Source organism: Nocardia salmonicida NBRC 13393, from assembly GCF_001613085.1.
Taxonomy (GTDB): domain Bacteria; phylum Actinomycetota; class Actinomycetes; order Mycobacteriales; family Mycobacteriaceae; genus Nocardia; species Nocardia salmonicida.
In genome coordinates, this window is record NZ_BDBR01000024.1 from 35,885 (window position 1) to 58,272 (window position 22,388).

Genomic DNA, 22,388 nt, shown 5'->3' on the forward strand with positions numbered 1-22,388 from the left:
CCGCTGGTTCAGACGTTTGACGGATTCGACGGGTACCGTCCCGCTGATTTGATCGTGCCCTGGCCAGCGGCCAGGCGCACCCGGTTCGAGTAGGGGTTCGTAAGTGGATAGACGTCGAATGCTGGCGCTGTTGGCCGCGGGTACCGCTGTGGCGCTGACCGGTTGTGCGACCGCCGGGGGCGAGACCGTCGAGGCGGGTTCCGCCGGCGAGATCCCCACGCCGCCGCCCGCTCCGACCCCTGTCCAGCCCCTGCTCCCGCCCCCGCCGGGCGGCCCGAAGTCGATCATCCCCCCGAAGCCCATCACCGCGCTCCCTGGTCAGGGCCGTTCCATGGCGCTCACCGTCGATGACGGCGCCAGTCCCGAAGTCGTCGGCGCCTACGTGAAATGGGCGAAGGACACCGGCGCCCGCTTCACCTTCTTCGTCACCGGCTACTACGAATCCTGGACCATCCATCGCGACGCGCTACGCCCGCTGGTGGAATCGGGTCAGATCCAACTCGGCAACCACACCTGGGACCACGCCGCTCTGACCAAGATCAGCACCACCGAGGTGGCCGACCAGCTCAGCCGCACGAAAACGTTCCTGCGCAACAACTTCGGCGTCGACGGCACGCCGTACTATCGCCCGCCGTTCGGATATCACAACGCCACCGTCGACAAGGTGGCCGCCGATCTCGGCTACACCGTCCCCACCATGTGGTACGGCTCGCTCTCCGACTCCGGCCTCATCACCGAGGAATACCTGATCGAATGCGCCCACAAGTATTTCGCCGCCCAGACCATCATCATCGGCCACGCCAATTTCCCCCCGGTCACCCACTGCTACGGCCAACTGGTCGACATCATCAGGGAACGCAACCTGGCCTTGGTCACGCTGAATGATGTTCTCCAGGTACAGGCCTGACGGAAAAGCCCCGGCGATGTGACTTTCGTCAGAGATCGTTCCGGGGCTTCACCGTAGGTGTTATCGCAGGTCAGGGGACGATATTGACCATCTTGCCCGGCACCACGATGATCTTGCGCGGTGCTTGACCCTCGAGCAGGGCGATGACCTTCTCGTCGGCCAGGGCGGCAGCTTCGATCGCCGCTGAATCGGCATCGGCCGGGACCTGGATTCGGCTGCGTACCTTCCCCTTCACCTGGATCGGGTATTCCACCGAGTCGGCGACCAGCAGCGCCGGGTCGGCGGCGGGGAAGGGTCCGTGGGCCAGGGATGCGTTGTGGCCCAGGCGTTCCCACAGTTCCTCGGCGATGTGGGGAGCCAGCGGGGCGAGCATCAGCACCAGGGGTTCCACGGCGGCGCGGGGGGCGCCGGTGGGGTAGTTCTTGGTGAGGTGGTTGGTGAGCTCGATCAGCTTGGCGCCGGCGGTGTTGTCGCGCAACGCGGCCAGGTCCTCGTCGACACCGGCGATGGTGCGATGCACCAGGCGCAGGGTCTCGTCCGAGGGTGCGGCGTCGGTGGCCTTCACCGTGCCGGTTTCCTCGTCGACCACCAGGCGCCACACCCGCTGCAGGAAGCGGTGCGCGCCGACGACGTCCTTGGTCGCCCACGGGCGCGAGGTGTCCAGCGGACCCATCGACATCTCGTAGAAGCGGAAGGTGTCGGCGCCGTAGAGATCGCACATCTCGTCGGGCGAGATAGCGTTCTTCAGCGACTTGCCGATCTTGCCGTACTCCTGGAAGACCTCGATCTCCACGCCGTCGGCGCCGGTCCAGAAGAACTTCGCGTCACGCTCGACGATCTCGGCGGCGGGCACATACGCGCCGCGGGAGTCGGTGTAGGCGTAACCCTGCACGTAGCCCTGGTTGTACAGGCGGCGGTAGGGCTCGCTGCCCGACACATCGCCCAGGTCGAAGAGCACTTTCTGCCAGAACCGCGCGTACAGCAGGTGCAGCACCGCGTGCTCCACACCGCCCACGTACAGGTCGACGCCGCCCGGGTCGTTCGGGCCGTGCTCGGCCGTGCGCGGGCCCAGCCAGTACTTCTCGTTCTCCTCGGCGCAGAACGTCTCGGCGTTGGTCGGGTCGGCGTAGCGCAGCTGGTACCACGACGATCCGGCCCAGTTGGGCATGACATTGGTGTCGCGGCGGTACTGCTTGGGTCCGTCGCCCAGATCCAGCTCGACGTTCACCCAATCGGTGGCCTTGGCCAGCGGCGGCGACGGCTCGGAGTTCGCGTCGTCGGCGTCGAAGGTGACCGGCGCGAAGTCTTCCATCTCTGGAAGTTCCACGGGCAGCATGGATTCCGGCAGCGCGTGTGCCACACCGTCGGCGTCGTAGACGATCGGGAACGGCTCGCCCCAGTACCGCTGACGGGCGAACAGCCAGTCGCGCAGCTTGTACTGGACGGTGCCGGTGCCATGGCCCTCGGCTTCGAGGTGACCGATCATGGTCGCCTTGGCCTCGTCGACCGGAAGTCCGTTCAGGAAGCCGGAATTCACCAGAGCGCCGTCGCCGGAGTAAGCGGCCTCACTCACGTCGCCGCCCGCGATCACCTCGACGATGGGCAGGCCCAGCGTGGTCGCGAAATCCCAGTCGCGGCCGTCGTGGCCGGGGACCGCCATGATGGCGCCGGTACCGTAGCCGCTCAGCACGTAGTCGGCGATGAAGATCGGCACCTGCGTGCCGTCGGCCGGGTTGGTGGCGTAGGAGCCGAGGAAGACGCCGCTCTTCTCCTTGTTCTCCTGACGTTCCAGATCCGACTTCGCCGCGATCGACTTGCGGTATGCGGCAACGGCTTCCGCGGGAGTGGCGCTGTCGTTGGTCCAGCGGGCGTCAGTGTCGGCGGGCCATGCTCCGGCGGTCAGCTTGTCGACCAGCTCGTGCTCGGGGGCCAGCACCACATACGTCGCGCCGAACAGGGTGTCGGGTCGGGTGGTGAACACCTCGATGGTCTCGCCATCGGCGTCGAACCGCACCTGTGCGCCACGCGAGCGCCCGATCCAGTTGCGCTGCATGGACTTCACGTTGTCGGGCCAGTCCAGTGTGTCCAGATCGTCGACCAAGCGATCGGAGTAGGCGGTGATGCGCATCATCCACTGCCACATGCGCTTACGGAACACGGGGAAGTTCCCGCGCTCGCTGCGCCCATCGGTGGTGACTTCTTCGTTCGACAGCACCGTACCCAACCCCGGGCACCAGTTGACGATCGAATCCGACTGGTACACAAGGCGATACGAGTCGATCAGCGCGCCGCGTCCGGCGGTCGACATGGTGTTCCAGTCACCGTCGGGAACCGGACGCGCACCCGTGGCGAACTGCTCTTCCAGCTCCGCGATGGGGCGGGCGCGACCGGCTTCCTGGTCGTACCAGGCGTTGTAGATGCGCAGGAAGATCCACTGCGTCCACCGGTAGTACTCGGGGTCGGTGGTGGCGAACGAACGCCGCGGGTCGTGGCCCAGGCCCAACCGGTCCAGCTGACGCTGCATCGTGGCGATATTGGCCTCGGTGGTCACCCGCGGGTGCGCGCCGGTCTGCACGGCGTACTGCTCGGCGGGCAGACCGAACGCGTCGTAACCGAGCGCGTGCAGCACGTTGCGGCCGCGCATGCGGTGGTAGCGGCCGAACACATCGGTGGCGATATAGCCGAGCGGGTGACCCACGTGCAGGCCCGCGCCCGAGGGGAACGGGAACATGTCCTGGATGAACAGCTTGTCCGGCGGCGTCTCACCAGCCAGCGGGCCGACCGGGTTCGGCGCGTTGAAGGTGCCGCGCTCGGTCCAGTTCTGCTGCCAGCGGCGCTCGATCCGCCCAGCCAGCTCGGCGTTGTACCGGTGCTGAGGTACGTCAGTCTCGGTTGCACGAGTGTCCTGCACGGTCCTGCCTTCTTGTTCTCGCCGATCCCCGGTAAACATCGTCTAACAGAGTATCGGAGCAGTTATTGTCGGTACTTCCTGGCAGACTCCAGCGAATGGCACGGCACACGACGTTCCGATATCGCCTCGACCCAACGGTCGAACAGCGATCGGCTCTGTCGCGACATGCCGGCGCTGCGCGGTTTGCGTACAACCATTGCCTGGCCGGGGTGAAGGCAGGCATGGACAGGCGCAGTCGTGATCCGGCTGTGAAAGTGCCTTGGTCAGGGTTCGACCAGATCAACGCCTTCAATACGTTCAAACGGTCCGTGCAGGCCGGACGGACGATCGCAGTGGATACTGTCGGCACAGCCAAGGTTGTAGAAACAGGATTGGCTTGGCGAACTGCGGTTTGCCAGCAAGTGTTCGAGGAAGCTGCAGTAGACCTCGGTCGTGGACTGACCGCGTGGGCGACGGCCCACTCCGGTACCGGCAACGATAGGGTCGGTTTTCCTCGGTTCAAGAAGAAGTCCGGGAAGCGATCGTTTCGCCTGCGCAACAAGTACACCAGCAGTACTCGTCCTCCGATCCGTGTCGGTGAGGACAGCACAGCGCGGTCGGTGCGATTGCCTGGGATCGGGGTCGTCGAGGTATCCGATGACACCAGGCCGTTGCGGCGGATGCTGGCCAAGAACCGGGCGAAGATTCTGTACGCGACTGTCGTTGAGAAGGTCGGTCGGTGGTGGGTCTCACTCACTGTCGAAGCCTGCGACCGGCACGTCGCACTCAGGCATTTGGCTCGTGACCAGAATGATGCTGGTGGATGGGTTGGGGTCGATCGGGGATTGTCGGCGTTGATCGTCGCGGCTGCCGCCGATGGCATCGAGGTGGCGCGGGTCGTCGGCCGACCCGCTCGCCTTGCGATAGGGGCTCGAAAACAGCGGAAACTGGCTCGCGATGTAAATCGCCGGATCAAAGGATCACAACGCCGCCGAAAAGCTGTCGCATGCCTTGCGCAGCATCATCGCCGTGTCCGTGACGCGCGCATCCATACGCTGCATCAGGTGTCACACGATCTGGTCAAAACCCACGACCGAATTGTGTTGGAAAACTTGAACATCGAAGGGATGCGTAGCAACCGCCACCTCGCTCGCGCCATCAGTGACGCCGGATGGGGTGAGTTCGCCCGTCAAATCCAGTACAAGCAACAGTGGTACGGCGGGCAAGTATCGATCGCCGACCGATGGTTTGCTTCCAGCAAAACCTGCTCGGGCTGCGGATCTCGTGTAGCTGCGTTGTCGCTGGCCCAGCGGGTTTTTATCTGCGCCGATTGCGGACACAGTCTTGATCGCGATCTCAACGCCGCGGTCAATCTCGCCGCCTGGGGCGAAAGACATCACCAGGCTCGGGAGCCCGAAGCGCGAGCCCCGATTATCAATGTCCGTGGACGGGAAGGCTCTGGCCGACGCTCCGGTGTCGGCGAAACCAGCCCGGAAGAAGCGGAAACCGACACTCACGCGGGATCAGCCGCGTAGGCCGAGGACGTCCGAGAAGGACGGTGTCCGAGAATCCACACCGGTGGATTCTCGGACATGCTGGAACAGCGTAGAACGTCGTCGGCGGACTGTGTGGGCCGTCACCTCGTTGGGGAGGGCTCGAGCAGCCATTCTCACGGGTGCGCTAGCCTGCATGAATGGTCGTCGTCGCTCTCCTGTTGTTCGCGCTGGCCGCGGTCGCCATCGCGACCGGCGTGCTCGGACTGCTCGGCAAACTGCCCCGCAACCGCTTCCTCGGTGTCACGACGGAAGCCGCGCTGCACAGCGACGACAATTTCCGCATCGCCAACCGCATCGCCGCCCCCACCTCCGTAGGCGCGGGCGCCCTGCTGTTCGCCGGCGGTCTCGTCGTCCTCGGAGCCGGTGGTTTCGCGGGCCTCGGCGTAGCCGCGCTGGTCGCGGTGATCGCGGTCTTCACCCTCGGCGCGGGCGCCAACGCCGCGGCACGCACAGTCGAACCCCTTATGCCTCCCGCTCCGGTGGGCGGCTGCGGCTCCTCCTGCGGCGGCTGCTCCATCCGCGACACCTGCGCCCCCGCGAACTAACCCCCTGGCGGCGGGTCTCGCACTCCGGTACAACAGGAGGCAGGACCTTGATCGGGGGAATCATGAAGGTTGTCGGGGCGGGGCTCGTTCTTGCGTTGATCGGTGCGATCACTACCAGCTATTCGACGAGCACGGGGATCGTCGTGCTCGTGATCGCGGCGGTCGTCGTCGTGGTCGGCGGCATTCTCGCCGTTCGCGATCCCGGCGGATCACGGAAATCGAAGCGGTGGTGGGCCGCGGGGACGTCTACGGCCGGGGTCAGCTGGTTCGGTGACGGTGGCGGGCAGCATCACGGCGGCAGCGGAAACGGCGGCAGCGGTGGACATGGCGGGGGCGGCTGTGGGGGTGGCAGCAGCAGCTGTGGAGGCGGTGGCTGTGGGGGTGGCGGCGGCGAGTGATCGCTGACCGCGGCCTCGACGGTGGTTGAGCCACAAGGAGATTGCAAGGACGCGCGGTTACGGTCGCCCTCTACATACCGGTCCAGGTAGGAGGGGTCCATGAGTATCAGCGATGTAGTCACCACTGTTCTCGCGCTTCTTGTCGGAATGATCGGCGTGGTGGGAATCGTGACCGTGCCGGTCATGGCCATTCTGGCGATAGTTCAGCAGGTCTCCGATCCGGCGGGGCGACCGGAAAGGCGCGCGCGGATCGCGGCGAATCAACAGGCACGGGAGCTGGCGCGGGCGCGGAATCGGCAACGGGGACACCGCTCGGGGGCGAGCAGCAGTTGGAGTTCGGCCGGTACGAGCTGGTCCAGCGGCGGAAGCAGTAGTAGCGACAGCGGCGGTAGCGGCTGGTCGGGGAGTTGCGATTCCGGGTCGAGCAGTAGCTGTGGCGGCGGTAGCAGCAGTAGTTGTGGTGGTGGCGGCGGCTGCTGAGTGAAAGTCATCGGGGCGGGTCAGTAAGCAATTCGGTGTCGTCGGTAGGCGGCGATGCTCATCTCGGGGAGGAACCATGGTCTTTGTCTTGGCGTTCATCGTCGCGGTAGTCGGGCTGTTGCTCGGAGGCGGTACCGGAGCCGTCCTGTTGGCGACCACGGTCGTGATGGTGTTGTTCGGGCTCGTGATGCTCGGTGCCAGCCCGGAAGCCAGAAACGAACGGCAGGCTGCTGCTGTTCGCAGGGCGCGCGGTCGGGCGGTGTCGGAGCGGGGTAATAGCGGTAAAGCGCGCAGGTCGGGATGGATTGCCGGGGGTAGTGTCGGTGCCGGTTTCGCCGGAACCGGTGATGGTGGCAGTGGTGACGGTGGCAGTGGGGGAAACTGCGGTGGCGGGAGTGGTTGTGGTGGCGGGGGCGGTTGTGGTGGCGGTGGTGGGTGTTGAGCCGCGAATGACCGGGACCTGGTGGAGGGTCCGGGTCCCGGTCGTGCTGACCCGGTGCGCACCGGGTCGGGTTCCGTTGTCGAACTGACTACCGCAGGTCGACGAGGGCGGCGTGGACTGCCCGGCCTGCGACGGGGTCGCCGACCGCGATGCGGGCGCTACCGTCGGGGTAGGCCTTTGCTTTGATGCCGGCGCGGCGCAGGGCGGTGGCTACTCCGGGTCCGGGCAGGTAGAGGAAGTTCGCGTGACTGCGGGGGACATCGATTCCGCAGGCCAGCAGGGTCATTCGCAGGAGATCGCGTTCGCCGTTGATGCGGTCGACGCGGTCGCGAAGTTCCTTGCCTGCCGCGTAGGCGGCGCGCACCGCGGCGACGGACGCGGTGGGGGTGCCGAAGGGCAACTGCTGGTGGCGGATTCGTTCGATCAGCTTTCCACGGCCCACGCAGTAGCCGATCCGCAGCCCGGCCAATCCGTACGCCTTGGAGAAGGTGCGCAGGATCAGCAGATTCGGGTGGCGGTGCAGCAGGGTGCGAATGTCGAGACGGTCTGCCGGGTCGAGGAATTCGACGTAGGCCTCGTCGAGCAGGACCGGCACCCGGCGGGGAACCGCGGCGAGAAAGGATCGGACGGCCGCCGCGTCGAGCACGGTGCCGGTGGGGTTGTGGGGGCGGCACAGCACGACCAGGGCGGTGCGCCGGTTCACCGAGCGGCGCATGGCGGTGAGGTCCTGGTTGCCGCCGACGTCGAGGGGGATCGGGACCAGCGTCATCCCGGCCATGTCGGCCATGATCGGGTAGCCGTCGAAAGTCGGTGTACTGGTGAGCAGTTCACCGCTACCGAGCGTCCGCATCACCTGCATCGCGACACCGGTGGCCCCCGCACCGACCACCACGTCGTCGGGCGAGACCCCGAGGTGATCGGCGATGACCCGCGGCAGTTCTTCCGGAAGGAACTCCGGATACCGGTTGGCCTGAGTCAGTGCGGTATTCACCGCCGACAGCACGGAAGGCAACGGTGGGAACGGATTCTCGCTGAGACCGAGGTCGAACAGCGTCGGGGTCGCAGTGGTGTGGAACCGACGGGAGGGGATCGTCGGTTCCACCAGCCGCACAGTCATCGCGCAGCGCCCCAGCGAATAGCCGCCGCACCGGCGAAGTCGCCCGCGTGCGCGAACGCCGACAGCAACACCACCGACCCGTTGCGCAATCGGCCCGCCCGGTTCTCCGCGTCGAGTGTCACGGGAATCCCTGCGGCGAAGAGGTTTCCGCACTGGTCGAACGTATCGGGATGACGTTCGGCGGGCAGTTCCAGCGCATCGTGCCAGTTGCGCAGGAACAGCCGATTGGGCTGATTGGTGACGAAGGTGTCGATATCGCTGCTCTTCACCCCGATCCGCTTGCAGACCTCCAGCGCCACCTCGGGTACCAATCGATTGCCGCGCGCGAACACTTTGGTGATCTTGGATTCGGAAAAGCTCACGCAGCCCTGGCCCTCGCCCGGCTCCCAGTACTTGCGTGTGCCGTTCGTGGAGAAGTCCATGTCACCGGCGAATTCAGGATAGGTGCGGGTTTCGATATCGAGGATCGGGCCCGAATCGTCCTTGCGCAGCAGGCCGATTCCGCACCCGTCACCCGGCACCGGCGCCTGCGCCAGCTTCCGGATATCGGGCTGGGTGAACACCGGGCCCGCGCAATTCTGCGCGGCGACGATCAGCGCGGTCTTGGCGTCGCTGGTCGCCATCATCATCCGGGCCATCGACATCATCTGGACGAACGCCGCGCAACCGCTGTTGTGCACATCGAGCACCTGCGAGGGTTTCGCCCCGAGCCGGCGCGCCAGTTCGGGCCCGGCGCCGAGCACCGGATTATCGGGCAGTTGGGTGTGGGTGATGATGATGTCGATCTCGTCGGCGAGATCGGCGCCGTGGCGTTCGCGCAGCTGGGCGAAAGCCTGCTCGGCCATGTCGACGGCGGTTTCGTCGCGTCCGATGTGATGGCGACCGGTCGGTGAACGGAACATCACGTTCTTCGCCATCCGCTCCGAACGCGAGAACTGGGTGAAGTAGTCGGTCGGGACGGGGTCGCCGGGCAGATAGCTCGCGACATCGACCAGACTCACCTGCGGCATATTCACTGCATCCACTCCGGCTTGATGGGCAGCCCGTTGGCCGCGCGGTATTCACAAATGGCTTTGAGGTTGTCCAGCTCGAGCTGGTGTCCGGCGGAGAACATCTCCCAGAAATCGCCGACCCAGACCGGGCGTTTCGGCGGAGCTGTTTCGGGATAGCCGTTTTCGTCGTAGAAGGGGTGCTTGCAGTTGACCCACGTCACCACCGAACCCGGCTTGTTGAACACCACCTGGGCGTCGACCACCCGCATCAGATAGATCATCCAGAGGTGCTCGGACTGGTCCCACGCGCAGTGATAGTCGACGGTCATCGCGTCGGGATGGGCGACGGTGCGGGTGAAACACTTGGTCGCGTCACCGAGGCGGTCGTAGGACAGCCACAGGCCGGGTTCGGCGGTTTCGACGAATCCCCGCAGGCTGTAGGTCCATTCCTCGAGTGAGCGGGTGTCGGCGAGGTACTCGTAGACCTCACGCGGCGGCGCCGCGATGTAGGTCTGCACGGGGCAGTAGTCGCCGAAGATCTGGTCGTGCGGATACACCGACCGCAGCATGTCCATGATGATCGGCGTGGTGGTCTCCCGATCGGAGTTCTCGATGCGGATGACGCCGGGCACCACCTCATCGGGGATGTCGGACAGGGCAGGCAGGGCGCTGGTGGTCACGGGGTGCTCCTGGAGGATTCGAGGGCGGACAGGAAGGGCAGAAACGGCGGGACTTCGTCGGGGTCGCAGAGGATTTCGAGAAACGCGGGTCCGGCGGCGGCGAAGCTGTGGTCGAGTGCGTCGGACAACCGGTGCGGGTCGGAGACGGTGCGGGCCGGCAGCCCGGGGAACATGGCCGCGATGCCCGCTCCCAGATGTGACGGTTGAAAACGGTTGAAGCTGTAGCGATCCCGGTAGTAGATCTGCTCCCGGGTGACGCACATGGCGTGCGCGTTGTTGTTGAACACCACGAAGGTGATGGGCAGGTCGTGTTCGATCGCGGTGTGAATCTCCATGCCGTGCATGAAGAAGGAGCCGTCACCTGCGATGACGACGGTGCGGTGCGAGCCGTCGGGCGCGGCGCGGCGGGCGAACGCGGAGCCGATGCCCGCGCCGAAGGCGTAACCCATTCCGCCCATCCCGAGTGCGACAGTGAACCGTCCGCCCTCGGGTACCCGTAGGTAATGCACCGCCGAGGCGCCGGTGTTACCCGCGTCGGCGAAAATATCCGCGCCATCGGGCAGCGCGCGCTGAATCGCCTCGATGACGGTGCGATAGCGCAGCCCGGGGCCCGCCGCTTCGGGGACTGCCATCGGCGTGAGCTCGGCGGAACGAGGGCTCGTCGTCGACCCCGCGCCGATGTCGGCCAGCAGCGTGGTGATGGTTTCCGCGAGGTCCGCGCTGGTGGCGTGGGACGCCGCGAGGTACGGCGCACGTGCGCCGATGCTGAGTACCGGGAGGTCGGCGAGGGCGGCGTCGAGCCCGGCGCGGGCAGTGACCGGCAGGCGGGTGCCGACCAGCAGGCAGGCGCTTGCCGCCGAGAGGGCCTCGACCAGCTCGGCATGGCCCATGCTGCCCGCGACCCCGCAGTAACCGGGGCCCGTGTTGGAGTACACGTCCTTGGCGTCGGGGGCCAAGCCGATGGCGGCGTCGAGCGTGGCGACCAGTTCGGCGAGTTCAGCGCGGGCATCGTCGCGGGCGACCTGATCACCGGCGATGATCACCACCTTGCCTGTGCGCCGGGCGGCGGCGAGTTCGACGGCGATGGCGTGTGGGGACGTCGCTGCAGGGAAGCTCGGCGAGGCTCGATCGAGCTGTGTTCCGGCCGCGGCGGTGTCGAACTGCCGCACGAGGGTGGAATCCGGCATCGCCTGCTGCTGTACATCTTTCGGGATCAGCAGCACCGCCGGTCCGCCGCCTTCCGCGGCCGTGATCGCCGCAGCGAGCTGATCGGGCAGCTCGATCGGGTCGGTCACGCGAGCGCAGTACCTAGTGATCGTCGCGAACAGCGCTGTCGCGTCGATGGAGTCGGCCAGACCGCTCGAATCCTGGAACGCGCCGAGACCTTCCAGGCTGGTCGGCGGCTGTCCGATCAACGCCAGCACCGGAACTCGGGAGGTGAACGATTCGGCCAGTCCGGCAACAAGGTTCACCGCTCCACCACCCGAAGTGGCAGCCACGACACCCATCCCGCCGGTGCTGCGCGCATATCCGTCAGCCATCGTCGCCGCGGAGAACTCGTGTTTGGCGACGATTCCGGCGGGCGAACCGCCCGCGTCGAAGATCGCGTCGTAGAGGTCCTCGATATTGGCGCCGTCGACGCCGAAGATCTGGGTGATTCCCCGGTCGGCTACCGTTCGTACCAGGTAGTCGACCACTCTGTCCGGCATCGGCCCTCCTTCTCCGCGACGAAAATGTGACGCCGCTGTGCACCGCGTCTGATGTGGTTACGAGGCGCGCCGACGGGGAGTTCAGAGGGTGGGTGAAAACCACCCCTTGTGTGTACGTACACATATACGTATAGTGAGTTCATGCCCAACAAGACGATCTACGTAGCCGACGACGATCTCCCCGTGTTCCAGCGGGCTCAGGAGCTTGTCGGCGGAAACCTCTCCAGCACCGTGGTCAGCGCGCTGCGCAGGCTCATCGAGCTGGAAGAAGGACGTGAGGCCGGCTTCGAGGAGGTCGTGCTGCAGGTGGGTCGCGACGGCGTCCGGCAGGTGCGCTTCCAAGGCGTGCTGCTGGGTGAATGGCGCGATGTCGGCGACAAGCAGGTGCTGCACCAGCAGGTTTACCGCAGCCGCAAGGGCAAGCTCGTGCTCCACACGCACTCGGCGCTGTGGTCGGAATATCCGACCGGGGACGCCGCGGGCGACATGAAGGACTGGAAATACTGGCGCCGCATGTTCGGCATCGGTGACCGGGCGTGGGACTGGGGCGACTACGAGTACGAGGTCCTCGACGACCTGAAAGACCTGAAGGATCGCGTGCCCGACAAGCTCTACCGCAAGGTCGAAGACATCACCGCGCACCCGCAGATCGAGGAGCTCGACATCTAACTCCTCGACTACAACCGCACATCACACCCGAACCGCAGCCCCTGGGGGCTGTGTCGATAATTCATGCATATATACGCAGTAATGAATGCAATCCTGTGGAAAGGGACGATCATGGTCAACTCGGCCATCACCGCACGCGGCCTGCGCAAGGCCTACGGCGACAAGACTGTTCTCGACGGCATCGACATCACCGTCGCCGAGGGCACTGTCTTCTCCCTGCTCGGCCCCAACGGCGCGGGCAAGACCACCACCGTGCAGATCCTCACCACGCTGATCGCAGGCGATGCGGGGGAGTGCACCGTCGGCGGCCACGATGTGGTGACCGACCGAGGCGGAGTGCGCGAGCTGATCGGCGTCACCGGGCAGTTCGCCGCCGTCGACGAGCTGCTGACCGGCCGCGAGAACCTGCACATGATGGGCGACCTGAACCACCTGCCGCGCCGCGAGACCCGCGCTCTGGCAGAGGAACTGCTGCAAAGATTCGACCTGGTCGCGGCCGCCGACCAGCCCGCGAGTACCTACTCCGGCGGCATGACCCGCAGGCTCGACCTGGCGATGACGCTGGTCGGCAATCCACGGGTGATCTTCCTCGACGAACCGACCACCGGCCTCGACCCGCGCAGTCGCCGCTCGATCTGGGAGATCATCCGCGGCCTGGTCGACGATCTCGGCGTCACCGTCTTTCTCACCACTCAGTACCTCGAGGAGGCCGACCAGCTGGCCGATCGCATCGCGGTGCTCGACAACGGCCGGATCGTCGCGGAAGGTACCGCGGCAGAACTGAAGCGATTGATCCCGGGCGGCCACATCCGCATCGATTTCGCCGATCAGCCCGACGTGGTCGCCGCCCAGCGTGCGTTCGGGTCGACGGCGAAGGTGGTCGAGGGCACCGACGGCCTGACCCTCGCCGTGCCGAGCGACGGCGGCGTGCGTTCCCTGCGCTCCGTGCTCGACCTGCTCGATGCCGAGAACATCGAAGCGGGCGGCATTTCGGTGCACACCCCCAACCTCGACGACGTCTTCCTCACCCTCACCGGCATGAGCGGTCAGCGGCCGGAGGCGGAAGCGGAGCGTGACCACGCAGGCCGCCCGAGCATGCCCAATGTCAACAGCCGCGCCACCATCGAGCAGGAGTCACTGCGATGACCACACTGACCGAATCCAAGTCCTACGCCTTCGCCGACACGATGACGATGCTGCGGCGCAACATGATTCACGTCAAGCGCTACCCCAGCATGACGTTCAGCATCATCATCATGCCGATCGTGCTGATGCTGGTGTTCAAGTACGTCTTCGGCGGGGCGCTCGAGAAGTCCTCGGGCGGTAGCTATATCGACTATCTGGCGCCGGGCATGATGTTGCTGTTGCCCGCCTATCTGACGGTGTCGGTGGCAGTGTCGATCGCCACCGACGCGAGCAAGGGGATCGTGAATCGCTTTCGGGTGATGGCGATTTCGCAGTCGTCGGTGCTCACCGGCCATGTGCTGGGTGCGCTCGTCCAGGCGATGGCGGGCGTTGTCGCGATGACCGCCGTGGCGATGCTGGTCGGCTTCCGGCCGAACGCGAACGTCGTCGAGTGGCTCGCCGCGCTCGGGCTGCTGGCGCTGGTGACGTTCGCCTTCACCTGGCTCGCCATCGCGCTCGGCCTGCTCTCGCCGACTCCCGAAAGTGCCAGCAACGCACCGTTTCCCATCGTGCTGCTGCCCTTCCTCGGCAGCGGCCTCGTGGCCACCGACACGATGCCGGTCGGGATGCGCCAGTTCGCCGAGTACCAGCCCTTCACTCCCATCACCGAGACACTGCGCGGACTGCTGATGGGCACCGAGGTCGGCGCCAACGGCTGGATCTCGCTGGTCTGGTGCGCGGTGATCGCCGGTGGCGGCTTCCTCTGGTCGAAGTCGATCTTCGCCAAGCAGTCGAAGTAGCCTGTCGCGCAAACGGTCCGGTCTCCATCAGGAGGCCGGACCGTTTCGCGCGTTCAGACCTGGGCGACCAAGACGGTCCGGCCGGAATCGACGGAGGTGATCTCCACCTTGCTGATCGAATCCGGTGGGGCGTCGATGGTGCGAGCCACCGTCAGTTCGGTGCCGGGGCCCGCGGGCCACTGGTCGAGTTCGTAGCGCTGCTCACCCGCGGTCACCACCAGCCCGTAGGTGCGGGTGTAGCCGGAGCCGTAAGCGCTCGGGGCGTAGCGGCAGGTCATCACCAGGCGGGTGCGTTCGCCGTCGCGCACCAGCTTCACCTGCGCGCTCACCGGCGTCTGCTCCACCGCCTGCATCTGCTGTTCGGCGACGACCTGTTCGGTCGGCGTCTCCGAGCGCGCCACGGTGACCGTCACCGGAATCGCTATCGCCACCGCCGCCGCGGCAGCCGCCACCGCACTTCCGACACCCATCCAGCGCCGCCGCCTCCGGCGCCGCTCGGCGGCCGCGGCCAGCGACGGAATCAGGTCGGGAACCTGCGGCGCGTCCGGCTCCGGCGATGCGATCATCGACAGCGCGGTATCGCGGTCCACCAGACCGAGCATGCCCGGCATCCCGGACAGTTCGGCGACCGCCTGCTGGCAGTGCGCGCAACCGAGCAGGTGTGTCTCGTATTCGCGCCGCTCGGCGGCACCCAGCGAACCGAGGACATAGGCAGCGTCCCAGGTGCTGTACCCGTCGGCGAGGTCGGTCATCGGTTCGTCACCCCCATCTCCTGTAACGCCAGCCGCATCGCGCGCATGCCGTAGTGCAGGCGCGACTTCACCGTTCCCGGTGGGATACCCAATTCGTCGGCGATCTGGGCCATGCCGAGGCCGCGATAGTAGGCCCGCACGATCACCTCGCGATGATCCGGGCTCAATGTGCTCAGCGCGTCGGCGACCAGCCAGCCGTCGAGCGCGCGATCGGACTGGTCGGGGCTCACCTGCTCCGGCGGGGTGTCGGTACCGAACTCGCGACGGTGCCTTGCGCTGCGATGCTCGTCGACCGCGAGATTACGAGCCACGGTGAACAACCATGCGCGCGGCGAGGTTTCGGTCTGTTCCAGCACGGTGGGGCGTTGCCAGGCGCGCAGCAGCGTCTCCTGCACGATGTCCTCGGCCCGGCCGGGATCGCGCACCAGCCCGAGGGTGAAACGCCACAGGGCCGGTGCGTGCTCGGCGTAGAGCGCACGCATCAATTCGTCGCGACCATCGTTCATCGGCGGCCCTGATCACTGCTCGTCGTAATTCATGTGTCACTCCTGCTCGTCGAAGGAGTAACGGTGTCAGTTGCGTTCGAGTTCAATCGGGTGTGTCGCCAGCAGGGCCAGCGGCAACGGCTGACGCCGCAACACCGCGGCCCACAGATCGTGGCGGTCGGTGGCGATCGGGTCCGACGGCAGCGCCGAGACCACGATCCAGTCGTCGTTGTCGAGTTCGCCGTCGAGCTGGCCCATCGACCAGCCCGCGTATCCGGCGAAGACCCGGATCTGCTCGATGAGCGGGCCGATCTCGGCGGGGTCGGCGTCCAGATCGACCAGCACCACGCGGCCGTCGACCCGGCGCAGCCCGCGGATATCGGAGATGTCGACGCCTGTGCGCAGCACCGCCAGGCACAGCGCCGCATCGCGTTTGACCGGCCCACCGATGTAGAGGTCGGTCGGGCTGGCGGCCAGGTCGGCCCAGGCGGGCAGCACATCGACGACCGGGGTCTCGCTCGGCCGGTTCAGCACCACGCCGAGGCTGCCCGCGTCGTTGTGCTCGATCACATACACGACGGTACGCCGGAAAGTAGGTTCCACCAGGTCTGTCGCGGACACCAGCAGGTTGCCCGCGCGGACGCTCACCGCGGGCTGACCGCGCCGCCGATCGTCACCGTGTCCGTCGCGAGTCCGCCGCTCGTCCGGGTCGTCTCCGCCTGCCACCGAGTCATCATCGCATTTTCAGCGCCAGTGCGCGCTTCCCGTGGACCGGATCGAAATCGGAAATCCTCGCGCGCGGCGCCGCTGGGATCGCCCGGTAGGGTCGCGCTATGCCTTTGCCCGAAGTCCTGCTCGACGACAACGACGCCGTGTACGACTACTACCTGCGCCATCAGCAGAACAGGTGGAAGGCGCTTGCCTCGTATGCGGTGCTGGCCCGGCGGTTCCGGCCGCGCGTGGTGTTCGCCGAGGGTGCGAAGCAGCAGTTGAAGGCCCTGATTCGCAGTGGGCGGCCGGTCATTTACGCGATCAACCATCTGTCGACCAGCGACCCGTACACGGTCGCGGCCACGGCGTGGCGGTCACCGTTGCGCTCGAAGATCGGGCGGGTGCGGGTGCTGGCCAAGGACGAGCTCTTTCTCGATCCCGAGCAGCGCCGCAAGGTGGACATGATGGGCGGGATCCCGGTGTTCCGCGGCAAGGATCATGGGATCCGGGCGGTCAATGCCGCAGGTCAGCGGATGATGGACGTGTGCGCGCAGCGGTTGGCCGCCGGTGATCATCTCGCGATCTTCCCCGAGGGCACCTGCAATGAGGTAGATCACACCAAGGTGCAGGCGGTCGGAAGCGGGATCGGGCACATCGCGTTCCGTGCGGCCAAACTGGGCGCCGCGCCCGCGCTGATCGCCATCGGGATGAACTACGGAGACCGCGACGCGTCCGCCGAAACGACTGCTGCCGACGTGGTGTCGGGGGTCGCCTACTTCCGTGCGCCGATCCTCGAGGTGCCGCAGCGGCCCGCCGACATCGCCAGGCTCGTCAAAGAAGAGCTGCAACTGGCTGTCGACGGGGCCGTCGCGCACTACTGAGGTAGGCCGAACAGCTCCCTGGCCCGCTGCGGGACGTAGGCGATGTAGTCGGGATGGGTGTTGATGAAATGCAGCACCACCGGGCACATCGGTAGCACGCTGAAGCCTTGGTCACGGCTGGCGTCGAGTGCGGACTCGACCAGGATGTTCGCCAGGCCGCGGCCTTCGAATCGGGAATAGATCTCGGTGTGGACGAGCGCGCGTTCGTCGCCGGTGTCCTGGTATTCGATGTAGCCGGCGGGTTGACCGTCGGCGGTGAGTTCGAACCGCTCTAGCGCGGTGTTGTTGCGGACCTCGGTCGCCATAGGTCGACGCTACCGTGTTGTTCGGCGTCGGCCCTTGTCGATCGGTGGTCCCAGGAGGTTCGGTAGTGCGGTTAGGGCGGACTCAGGGCGTTGAGGATGGCTGGAACTGCGGGGATGCGGGTTTTGGTCTCAGGGCGGAAGATGTCGGGATGACTCGTGGACCGCTTGTTGTGCTTGCACCGGACAAGTTCAAGGGTTCGCTTTCGGCACCGGAGGTTGCCGAGGCGTTGGGACGGGGGATTGCTCGGCGGGCGCCGGGGGCGCAGGTGCGGTGTGTGCCGGTGGCCGACGGCGGCGACGGGATGGTCGACGCCTTCGTGGCGTCGGGGTGGAAGCGAGTGGAGCTGGCCGCGCCCGGGCCGACGGGGGAGGCTTCGACGGCGGTGTACGCGGTGCGCGGAGATGTCGCGGTGGTGGAGTTGGCGGCGGCCGTCGGGCTGGTGAAGTTGCCCGGTGGGCGGCTCGACCCGCTCCGGGCCGACACGTTCGGGTTGGGGGTGGCCATCGCGCACGCGCTCGACGCGGGGGCTCGGGAGATCGTGCTCGGGCTCGGCGGGAGTGCGTCTACCGACGGCGGGTCGGGTCTGTTGCGGGCGCTCGGGTTGCGGCTGCTCGATCGGGAGGGGCGGGAATTGGCGGGGGTCGCGGACGTGGCCGCGATGCTCACGCAGGTGGCCTCGGTGGATCGAGCCGGGTTGCATCCGGCGGTCTCGACGGCGCTGTTCACCCTTGCCTGCGATGTGGACAATCCGTTGCTCGGACCGGCCGGTGCCGTCGCGGTGTACTCGCCACAGAAGGGGGCCAACGCCCGGCAGATGGTGAAACTCGAAGCAGGGCTGACCAATTGGGCAGCGGTGCTGGGTACGGGGTATGCCGAGATCGGTGGGGCAGGGGCGGCCGGTGGTACCGGGTTCGGGGCGCTCGCGGTGCTGGGGGCGCAGGTGCGCAGCGGGATCGATGTGCTGCTCGAGCTGCTGGAATTCACGGACTTGGTCGACGGGGCCACGCTGGTAGTCACCGGTGAGGGCTCGCTGGATCACCAGAGCATGCACGGGAAGGCGCCGGTCGGGGTCGCGGCCGCGGCCAAGAAGGCGGGGGTTCCGGTGGTCGCAGCGGTAGGTCGAACCCTGTTGTCACCCGGTGAGATTCGAGCCGCGGGTTTCGCCGCGTGCTATCCGCTCAGTGACCTGGAGCCCGATCCCGCACGCTCGATCATGGCCGCGGCGCGCCTACTCGAACGAATCGGCGAGCGAATCGCCATGGAGCACTTGAAATGACAGCGCTCGTGCGCGAAGCACGGTGAAGCGCGGGTAGTTACAGCGCGATCGGGGAGGGCGAAGACGCCGCGGCGGTGGGCCGGGTAGCGGTGGCGAGCACCGCGCGGTGCTCGTCGCCCCAGCTTTCGAGCGGTGCCAAGGCGAGGCGCAGGGTCTCGCCGAGCGGGGTGAGCGAGTACTCCACGCGCGGGGGGATCTCGGGGAAGATCTCGCGGTGCACCACGCCGGAGCTCTCCAGATGACGCAGGTTCTCGGCGAGCACCTTCTCGCTCACGCCGTCGAGCAGCCGCCGGATCTGGCCGAATCGCTGCGGCCCGGCGTCGAGCACCCACATCAGGTGCAGCTTCCATTTACCGCCGACGACGTCGATGGCCAGGCTCATGCCGCATACATCGTGATCTGCGTCACTACTCATCTTCGGCGCACCCTTCTGACCGTATTTCGAACCTCTAGGTAAGCAACCGCACCCGAACGTTCGGTCTTCCCGGACGATACCCGCGCGGACACCATGGAAAGCGGCGCCGAACCAACCCGTAGCGAGAATCGAAGGGCCACACAATGTCCGAGCAGACCACCTCCCGTTCCGTTTCCGTTCTCGGCCTCGGCCCGATGGGTCAGGCCATGGTCGAGGCCTTCCTCGAAGCAGGTGTCGAGGTGACGGTATGGAATCGCAGCACCGCCAAGGTCGACGCGCTGGTGGCGCTCGGCGCCGAGCGCGCCGACACCGTGGCCGAGGCGCTGGCGGCCAACGAGGTCTCCGTGCTCAGCCTCACCCACTACGACGCCATGTACGACGTGCTCGGCCAAGCCGTCGACCAGCTGTCCGGCAAGGTCATCGCCAATCTGTCCTCCGATTCACCGGCCAAGGCACGGGCAGGCGCGACCTGGGTTCGTGAGCGCGGCGCCGAATTCCTCTCCGGCGGCGTGATGTCGGCGGGCGACAATATCGTCCATCCCTCGTCCTACATCTTCTACAGCGGTCCGAAGGCGGTCTTCGACGCGCACGCCGAACTGCTGCGCCCGCTCAGCCCGCAAGAATACCTCGGCGCCGACGACGGCTTGGCCCAGATCTTCTACCAGGCCCTGCTGATCACCTTCCACCCCTGGTTGCTGGCGTTCGACCAGGCGTCGGCGATGATCGCGAACTCCGGCCACAGCATCGACCAGTTCGTACCGTTCGCCGTCCGCTCCGCCGGCGCCTACCCGTTCTTCATCGAACAGTTCGCCGAGGCGAACAAGGAAGGCGGCTTCGCCGACCTCGCGCACCTGAAGATGATGGACGCCGGCGCCCAGCACATCATCGACGCCAGCGAAGAAGCAGGCGTCGACGCGAGCCTGTCCCTCCTCGCCCAGTCGTTCTGGCGCAAGGCCGTCACCGCCTCCGAGGCGACAGGCGAGCAGATCTCGCCGTACGCGCTGTTCCGCGGCGAACGCGCCTGACGCGGAAACCGTCCAGCACAACGGTGCCGGACGGTTTCCGGTGTTCACGCGGTCTCGGCGCCCGATCCCAGTCTCGGGAACGGCTCGGTGGAGAACACCACCTCCACCGCTACCTCGAAATAGGCCGCGAGCCGCAGGGCCAGGTGCAGGCTGGGGCTGTATTCGCCGCGTTCGAGGTAGCCGACGGTTTGGTAGTGCACGCCGAGTGCTTCGGCCAGGTCCCGTCGCGAGATGCCGCGCTCGGCACGCAACATCGCGATGCGGTTGTAGATGACCTCAGAAGGCACGCTGCATCGCTTTCTCGCGGCGGACGGCCACGCTGGATCCCGACTCATGGCGGGCCGCTCGCCGCAGCACGATCGGCGCGAGCAACAACCCGACGATCGACCATACGCCGAGCACCGCTGCGGTCTCGAGGTGCCGCCAGGACCCGTCGATCTCGATGGCCGCCGCCTCGGCGGGCAGCAGTGCGGAGCGCATGCCGAGGCCGAGCCAATACATCGGGAAGAGCTGGGCCAGGCCCTGTATCCAGCCGGGGAGCGCGGTGATCGGGTACCAGATGCCGGAGATGGCGATGAGTCCCATCAGCGGCAAGGTCAGCAGGAAGATGTCGCGGGCGCCGACGATCAACCCGCCCAGGATGGCGCCGATCGGCAAGGTGGCCAGTAGGCCGAGCACGATCACCCACGTCAGCGTGATCACGGCGCCGCCGGGCGTCGACAATCCGCCGACGATCACGGCGCCGATGGTCAGCACCACCACCAGCTGTATGAGTACCGCGCCCGCGGTGGTACCGATCTTGCCGATGAAGTAGCCCAGGATGCCGTTCGGAATTGTCTTGGCGCGCAACAGGGTTCCGTCCTCCCGGTCGAGGGCGAGGACTTCGGCGATGCCGTACAGGCCGTTGAACGCGATGATGCTGCCGAGCAGGCCGGGCACCGCGAGTTGGCCGAGTGACAGCCCGGTGTCCTGGTAGGTCCGGTCGCGCAGGAAGAAGATCGCGATCAGAAACAGTGTGGGAGTGAGGAACTGGGCCATCAGGCTCGCCCCGTTGGTGTACAGCTGCCGCAGTTCGATCCACATCGCCGCCAGGCCGCCCCTGACCGCTACCAGCGTGGGATTCATCGCGTGACCTCCTGCAGTGAACGAACGGGTTCGGCGGCCGTGTCGGATTCGAAACGGCGGACCAGTGCCATGTAGGTGTCCTCCAGCGACGCGCGCTGTACCTCGAGGTCCTCGATCAGTTCGCCGTGCTGTTTGAACAGTTCGTGGACGTATTTCGTCGACTCGGTCGTCGTGTGGACGAAGCGTTGACCCTCGTGGGTCCAGCGCACTTCGGCCTCGCCCGCGGTGGCGGCGCTGAGCTCCTCCGGAGAGCCGTCGGCGATGATCCGGCCACCGGCCAGGATCAGGATCCGGTCGGCCAGTTTCGCGGCTTCGTCCAGGTCGTGGGTGGTGAGTAGGACGGTGGTCTCGTCCAGATCGGACAGGCGATGCACCAGGTCGTGGAAGTCGCGGCGGGCGGCGGGGTCGAAGCCTGCGGTCGGTTCGTCCATGAACAGCAGTTCCGGTCGGCCGACGATGCCGATCGCCACGTCGAGTCTGCGTCGCTGTCCCCCGGACAGGGTCGCGATCTTCGCGTCGCGCTGCTCGGTGAGCCCGACCAGCGCGATGAGTTCATCGGTGTCCCACGGTCGGGTGATCCGTGCCGTGGAGTACGGGCTGTAATACCCACCGAGGTGGCCGAGCAGCTCGCGCACTCGCCATTTCGCGTGGTCACGCCAGGATTGGAGCACGACGCCGATGCGGGCGCGCCAGAGTTCGTCACCGTGTTCGGGATCGGCCCCCAGCACCTCGACCTGGCCGGCCGACCTCCTGCGAAACCCCTCGAGGATCTCGATCGTGGTGGTTTTGCCCGCGCCGTTGGGCCCGAGCATGACGAGCACTTCCCCGCGCTTCGCGTGAAAAGTCACATCGTGCAGGACGTCTGTCTCGTCGTATCGCATCCGTAGTTGCGCGACATCGAGAACGACGTTGTTGTTCGAAGTCATGAGTCCTCCCAGTCATCGACCTTCGATGATATGTAGCATACGTACTACATATCATCGCGGCAATGCTTCGCTGAAAAGGATATTTCGAAAACTGTGAGCACTGCTCTTGACTTCGGGTCGGGCGGGGTGCATGCTTGTACTCAACAGAGAGCAGTGCTCACAGTTTCAGGAGTGAT

General features: G+C 66.4%; 24 protein-coding genes. 10 read left to right on the forward strand and 14 right to left on the reverse strand.

Annotated elements, in window-relative coordinates:
- Positions 1-118 precede the first annotated feature (118 nt).
- On the forward strand, positions 119-907 hold the full coding sequence (locus NS1_RS22995; RefSeq protein WP_062987651.1) for a polysaccharide deacetylase family protein: 789 nt from the start codon (positions 119-121) through the stop codon (positions 905-907).
- 70 nt (positions 908-977) lie between these two features.
- Here NS1_RS22995 and leuS read toward each other — a convergent pair whose 3' ends face one another.
- Positions 978-3,818: a leucine--tRNA ligase gene (gene leuS / locus NS1_RS23000; RefSeq protein WP_062987653.1), complete on the reverse strand. Its 2,841-nt coding sequence runs from the start codon at positions 3,816-3,818 to the stop codon at positions 978-980.
- A gap of 95 nt (positions 3,819-3,913) precedes the next feature.
- Between leuS and NS1_RS39225 the strand changes: the two genes are divergently transcribed.
- The 3 genes from NS1_RS39225 to NS1_RS40200 all read left to right on the forward strand — a co-directional run bounded on the left by NS1_RS39225 (position 3,914) and on the right by NS1_RS40200 (position 6,296).
- Entirely contained in the window at positions 3,914-5,332 is a 1,419-nt protein-coding gene (locus tag NS1_RS39225; RefSeq protein WP_084503937.1) for an RNA-guided endonuclease InsQ/TnpB family protein, read from the forward strand.
- Between the two features lie 158 nt (positions 5,333-5,490).
- Complete coding sequence (locus NS1_RS23005; RefSeq protein ID WP_062987654.1) at positions 5,491-5,898, forward strand: SdpI family protein; 408 nt, start codon at positions 5,491-5,493, stop codon at positions 5,896-5,898.
- A gap of 62 nt (positions 5,899-5,960) precedes the next feature.
- Positions 5,961-6,296 carry a hypothetical protein gene (locus NS1_RS40200; protein WP_176580391.1) on the forward strand — a complete coding sequence of 112 codons (336 nt, stop codon included), beginning with the start codon at positions 5,961-5,963 and terminating at the stop codon, positions 6,294-6,296.
- 260 nt (positions 6,297-6,556) lie between these two features.
- On the opposite strand, the gene NS1_RS41190 is transcribed toward NS1_RS40200, so the two are convergent.
- From NS1_RS41190 to NS1_RS23035, 5 genes are all read right to left on the reverse strand, one after another.
- The gene (locus NS1_RS41190) at positions 6,557-6,787 is read right to left on the reverse strand and encodes a hypothetical protein (RefSeq protein WP_157125349.1); all 231 of its coding nucleotides are present in this window, start codon (positions 6,785-6,787) and stop codon (positions 6,557-6,559) included.
- Between the two features lie 519 nt (positions 6,788-7,306).
- Positions 7,307-8,335 (reverse strand): aminotransferase class I/II-fold pyridoxal phosphate-dependent enzyme, encoded by a 1,029-nt coding sequence (locus tag NS1_RS23020; RefSeq protein WP_062987658.1) that lies wholly within the window; start codon positions 8,333-8,335, stop codon positions 7,307-7,309.
- A complete protein-coding gene (locus tag NS1_RS23025; protein ID WP_062987660.1) occupies positions 8,332-9,345 on the reverse strand; it encodes a 3-oxoacyl-ACP synthase III family protein in 1,014 nt (337 codons plus the stop codon). Before NS1_RS23025 ends, NS1_RS23020 begins: the two co-directional genes overlap by 4 nt.
- Before the next feature lie 2 nt (positions 9,346-9,347).
- Positions 9,348-10,007: a hypothetical protein gene (locus NS1_RS23030; RefSeq protein WP_062987662.1), complete on the reverse strand. Its 660-nt coding sequence runs from the start codon at positions 10,005-10,007 to the stop codon at positions 9,348-9,350.
- A complete protein-coding gene (locus NS1_RS23035) occupies positions 10,004-11,716 on the reverse strand; it encodes a thiamine pyrophosphate-binding protein (protein ID WP_062987664.1) in 1,713 nt (570 codons plus the stop codon). The genes NS1_RS23030 and NS1_RS23035 overlap by 4 nt, the downstream gene beginning before the upstream one ends.
- Before the next feature lie 141 nt (positions 11,717-11,857).
- Between NS1_RS23035 and NS1_RS23040 the strand changes: the two genes are divergently transcribed.
- The 3 genes from NS1_RS23040 to NS1_RS23050 all read left to right on the forward strand — a co-directional run bounded on the left by NS1_RS23040 (position 11,858) and on the right by NS1_RS23050 (position 14,310).
- On the forward strand, positions 11,858-12,385 hold the full coding sequence (locus tag NS1_RS23040; RefSeq protein WP_062987666.1) for an EXLDI protein: 528 nt from the start codon (positions 11,858-11,860) through the stop codon (positions 12,383-12,385).
- 81 nt (positions 12,386-12,466) lie between these two features.
- The gene (locus NS1_RS23045; protein WP_255284650.1) at positions 12,467-13,531 is read left to right on the forward strand and encodes an ATP-binding cassette domain-containing protein; all 1,065 of its coding nucleotides are present in this window, start codon (positions 12,467-12,469) and stop codon (positions 13,529-13,531) included.
- Positions 13,528-14,310: an ABC transporter permease gene (locus NS1_RS23050; protein WP_062987668.1), complete on the forward strand. Its 783-nt coding sequence runs from the start codon at positions 13,528-13,530 to the stop codon at positions 14,308-14,310. Before NS1_RS23045 ends, NS1_RS23050 begins: the two co-directional genes overlap by 4 nt.
- A gap of 53 nt (positions 14,311-14,363) precedes the next feature.
- Here NS1_RS23050 and NS1_RS23055 read toward each other — a convergent pair whose 3' ends face one another.
- The 3 genes from NS1_RS23055 to NS1_RS23065 all read right to left on the reverse strand — a co-directional run bounded on the left by NS1_RS23055 (position 14,364) and on the right by NS1_RS23065 (position 16,273).
- Positions 14,364-15,062 carry an anti-sigma factor family protein gene (locus NS1_RS23055; RefSeq protein ID WP_062987670.1) on the reverse strand — a complete coding sequence of 233 codons (699 nt, stop codon included), beginning with the start codon at positions 15,060-15,062 and terminating at the stop codon, positions 14,364-14,366.
- Positions 15,059-15,568, reverse strand: a complete 510-nt coding sequence (locus NS1_RS23060; protein WP_056823775.1) for a sigma-70 family RNA polymerase sigma factor — start codon at positions 15,566-15,568, stop codon at positions 15,059-15,061. The genes NS1_RS23055 and NS1_RS23060 overlap by 4 nt, the downstream gene beginning before the upstream one ends.
- A 66-nt stretch (positions 15,569-15,634) precedes the next feature.
- Positions 15,635-16,273, reverse strand: coding sequence for a YqgE/AlgH family protein (locus NS1_RS23065; protein WP_084503928.1), 639 nt, complete (start codon positions 16,271-16,273; stop codon positions 15,635-15,637).
- 107 nt (positions 16,274-16,380) lie between these two features.
- Here NS1_RS23065 and NS1_RS23070 point away from each other — a divergent pair, with 107 nt between their 5' ends.
- Positions 16,381-17,139 (forward strand): lysophospholipid acyltransferase family protein, encoded by a 759-nt coding sequence (locus NS1_RS23070; protein WP_062987674.1) that lies wholly within the window; start codon positions 16,381-16,383, stop codon positions 17,137-17,139.
- Here NS1_RS23070 and NS1_RS23075 read toward each other — a convergent pair.
- Entirely contained in the window at positions 17,133-17,444 is a 312-nt protein-coding gene (locus tag NS1_RS23075; protein ID WP_062987677.1) for a GNAT family N-acetyltransferase, read from the reverse strand. The genes NS1_RS23070 and NS1_RS23075 overlap by 7 nt on opposite strands.
- Before the next feature lie 149 nt (positions 17,445-17,593).
- On the opposite strand from NS1_RS23075, the gene NS1_RS23080 reads away from it, so the two are divergent.
- Positions 17,594-18,721 (forward strand): glycerate kinase, encoded by a 1,128-nt coding sequence (locus tag NS1_RS23080; RefSeq protein WP_062987679.1) that lies wholly within the window; start codon positions 17,594-17,596, stop codon positions 18,719-18,721.
- A 37-nt stretch (positions 18,722-18,758) separates the two neighbouring features.
- Here the strand turns inward: NS1_RS23080 and NS1_RS23085 are convergent, their stop codons facing one another.
- Entirely contained in the window at positions 18,759-19,136 is a 378-nt protein-coding gene (locus NS1_RS23085; protein ID WP_062987680.1) for a winged helix-turn-helix transcriptional regulator, read from the reverse strand.
- A gap of 143 nt (positions 19,137-19,279) precedes the next feature.
- Between NS1_RS23085 and NS1_RS23090 the strand changes: the two genes are divergently transcribed.
- On the forward strand, positions 19,280-20,161 hold the full coding sequence (locus NS1_RS23090; RefSeq protein ID WP_062987682.1) for an NAD(P)-dependent oxidoreductase: 882 nt from the start codon (positions 19,280-19,282) through the stop codon (positions 20,159-20,161).
- Between the two features lie 44 nt (positions 20,162-20,205).
- Here NS1_RS23090 and NS1_RS23095 read toward each other — a convergent pair whose 3' ends face one another.
- From NS1_RS23095 to NS1_RS23105, 3 genes are read right to left on the reverse strand one after another with little or no spacing between them, the layout of a single operon-like run.
- Positions 20,206-20,448: a helix-turn-helix transcriptional regulator gene (locus NS1_RS23095; protein ID WP_056823747.1), complete on the reverse strand. Its 243-nt coding sequence runs from the start codon at positions 20,446-20,448 to the stop codon at positions 20,206-20,208.
- Positions 20,438-21,286: an ABC transporter permease gene (locus NS1_RS23100; protein WP_062987684.1), complete on the reverse strand. Its 849-nt coding sequence runs from the start codon at positions 21,284-21,286 to the stop codon at positions 20,438-20,440. Before NS1_RS23100 ends, NS1_RS23095 begins: the two co-directional genes overlap by 11 nt.
- The gene (locus NS1_RS23105; protein ID WP_062987686.1) at positions 21,283-22,212 is read right to left on the reverse strand and encodes an ABC transporter ATP-binding protein; all 930 of its coding nucleotides are present in this window, start codon (positions 22,210-22,212) and stop codon (positions 21,283-21,285) included. The genes NS1_RS23100 and NS1_RS23105 overlap by 4 nt, the downstream gene beginning before the upstream one ends.
- Positions 22,213-22,388 lie beyond the last annotated feature (176 nt).

What these genes read in the sequence shown, in the direction of transcription:
- NS1_RS22995 (WP_062987651.1), top strand. Translation starts at nt 119, where the DNA reads ATGCTGGCGCTGTTGGCCGCGGGTACCGCTGTGGCGCTGACCGGTTGT.
- NS1_RS39225 (WP_084503937.1), top strand. Translation starts at nt 3,914, where the DNA reads ATGGCACGGCACACGACGTTCCGATATCGCCTCGACCCAACGGTCGAA.
- NS1_RS23005 (WP_062987654.1), top strand. Translation starts at nt 5,491, where the DNA reads ATGGTCGTCGTCGCTCTCCTGTTGTTCGCGCTGGCCGCGGTCGCCATC.
- NS1_RS40200 (WP_176580391.1), top strand. Translation starts at nt 5,961, where the DNA reads ATGAAGGTTGTCGGGGCGGGGCTCGTTCTTGCGTTGATCGGTGCGATC.
- NS1_RS41190 (WP_157125349.1), bottom strand. Translation starts at nt 6,787, where the DNA reads ATGACTTTCACTCAGCAGCCGCCGCCACCACCACAACTACTGCTGCTA.
- NS1_RS23020 (WP_062987658.1), bottom strand. Translation starts at nt 8,335, where the DNA reads ATGACTGTGCGGCTGGTGGAACCGACGATCCCCTCCCGTCGGTTCCAC.
- NS1_RS23025 (WP_062987660.1), bottom strand. Translation starts at nt 9,345, where the DNA reads ATGCCGCAGGTGAGTCTGGTCGATGTCGCGAGCTATCTGCCCGGCGAC.
- NS1_RS23035 (WP_062987664.1), bottom strand. Translation starts at nt 11,716, where the DNA reads ATGCCGGACAGAGTGGTCGACTACCTGGTACGAACGGTAGCCGACCGG.
- NS1_RS23040 (WP_062987666.1), top strand. Translation starts at nt 11,858, where the DNA reads ATGCCCAACAAGACGATCTACGTAGCCGACGACGATCTCCCCGTGTTC.
- NS1_RS23045 (WP_255284650.1), top strand. Translation starts at nt 12,467, where the DNA reads ATGAATGCAATCCTGTGGAAAGGGACGATCATGGTCAACTCGGCCATC.
- NS1_RS23050 (WP_062987668.1), top strand. Translation starts at nt 13,528, where the DNA reads ATGACCACACTGACCGAATCCAAGTCCTACGCCTTCGCCGACACGATG.
- NS1_RS23055 (WP_062987670.1), bottom strand. Translation starts at nt 15,062, where the DNA reads ATGACCGACCTCGCCGACGGGTACAGCACCTGGGACGCTGCCTATGTC.
- NS1_RS23060 (WP_056823775.1), bottom strand. Translation starts at nt 15,568, where the DNA reads ATGAACGATGGTCGCGACGAATTGATGCGTGCGCTCTACGCCGAGCAC.
- NS1_RS23070 (WP_062987674.1), top strand. Translation starts at nt 16,381, where the DNA reads ATGCCTTTGCCCGAAGTCCTGCTCGACGACAACGACGCCGTGTACGAC.
- NS1_RS23075 (WP_062987677.1), bottom strand. Translation starts at nt 17,444, where the DNA reads ATGGCGACCGAGGTCCGCAACAACACCGCGCTAGAGCGGTTCGAACTC.
- NS1_RS23080 (WP_062987679.1), top strand. Translation starts at nt 17,594, where the DNA reads ATGACTCGTGGACCGCTTGTTGTGCTTGCACCGGACAAGTTCAAGGGT.
- NS1_RS23085 (WP_062987680.1), bottom strand. Translation starts at nt 19,136, where the DNA reads ATGAGTAGTGACGCAGATCACGATGTATGCGGCATGAGCCTGGCCATC.
- NS1_RS23090 (WP_062987682.1), top strand. Translation starts at nt 19,280, where the DNA reads ATGTCCGAGCAGACCACCTCCCGTTCCGTTTCCGTTCTCGGCCTCGGC.
- NS1_RS23100 (WP_062987684.1), bottom strand. Translation starts at nt 21,286, where the DNA reads ATGAATCCCACGCTGGTAGCGGTCAGGGGCGGCCTGGCGGCGATGTGG.
- NS1_RS23105 (WP_062987686.1), bottom strand. Translation starts at nt 22,212, where the DNA reads ATGACTTCGAACAACAACGTCGTTCTCGATGTCGCGCAACTACGGATG.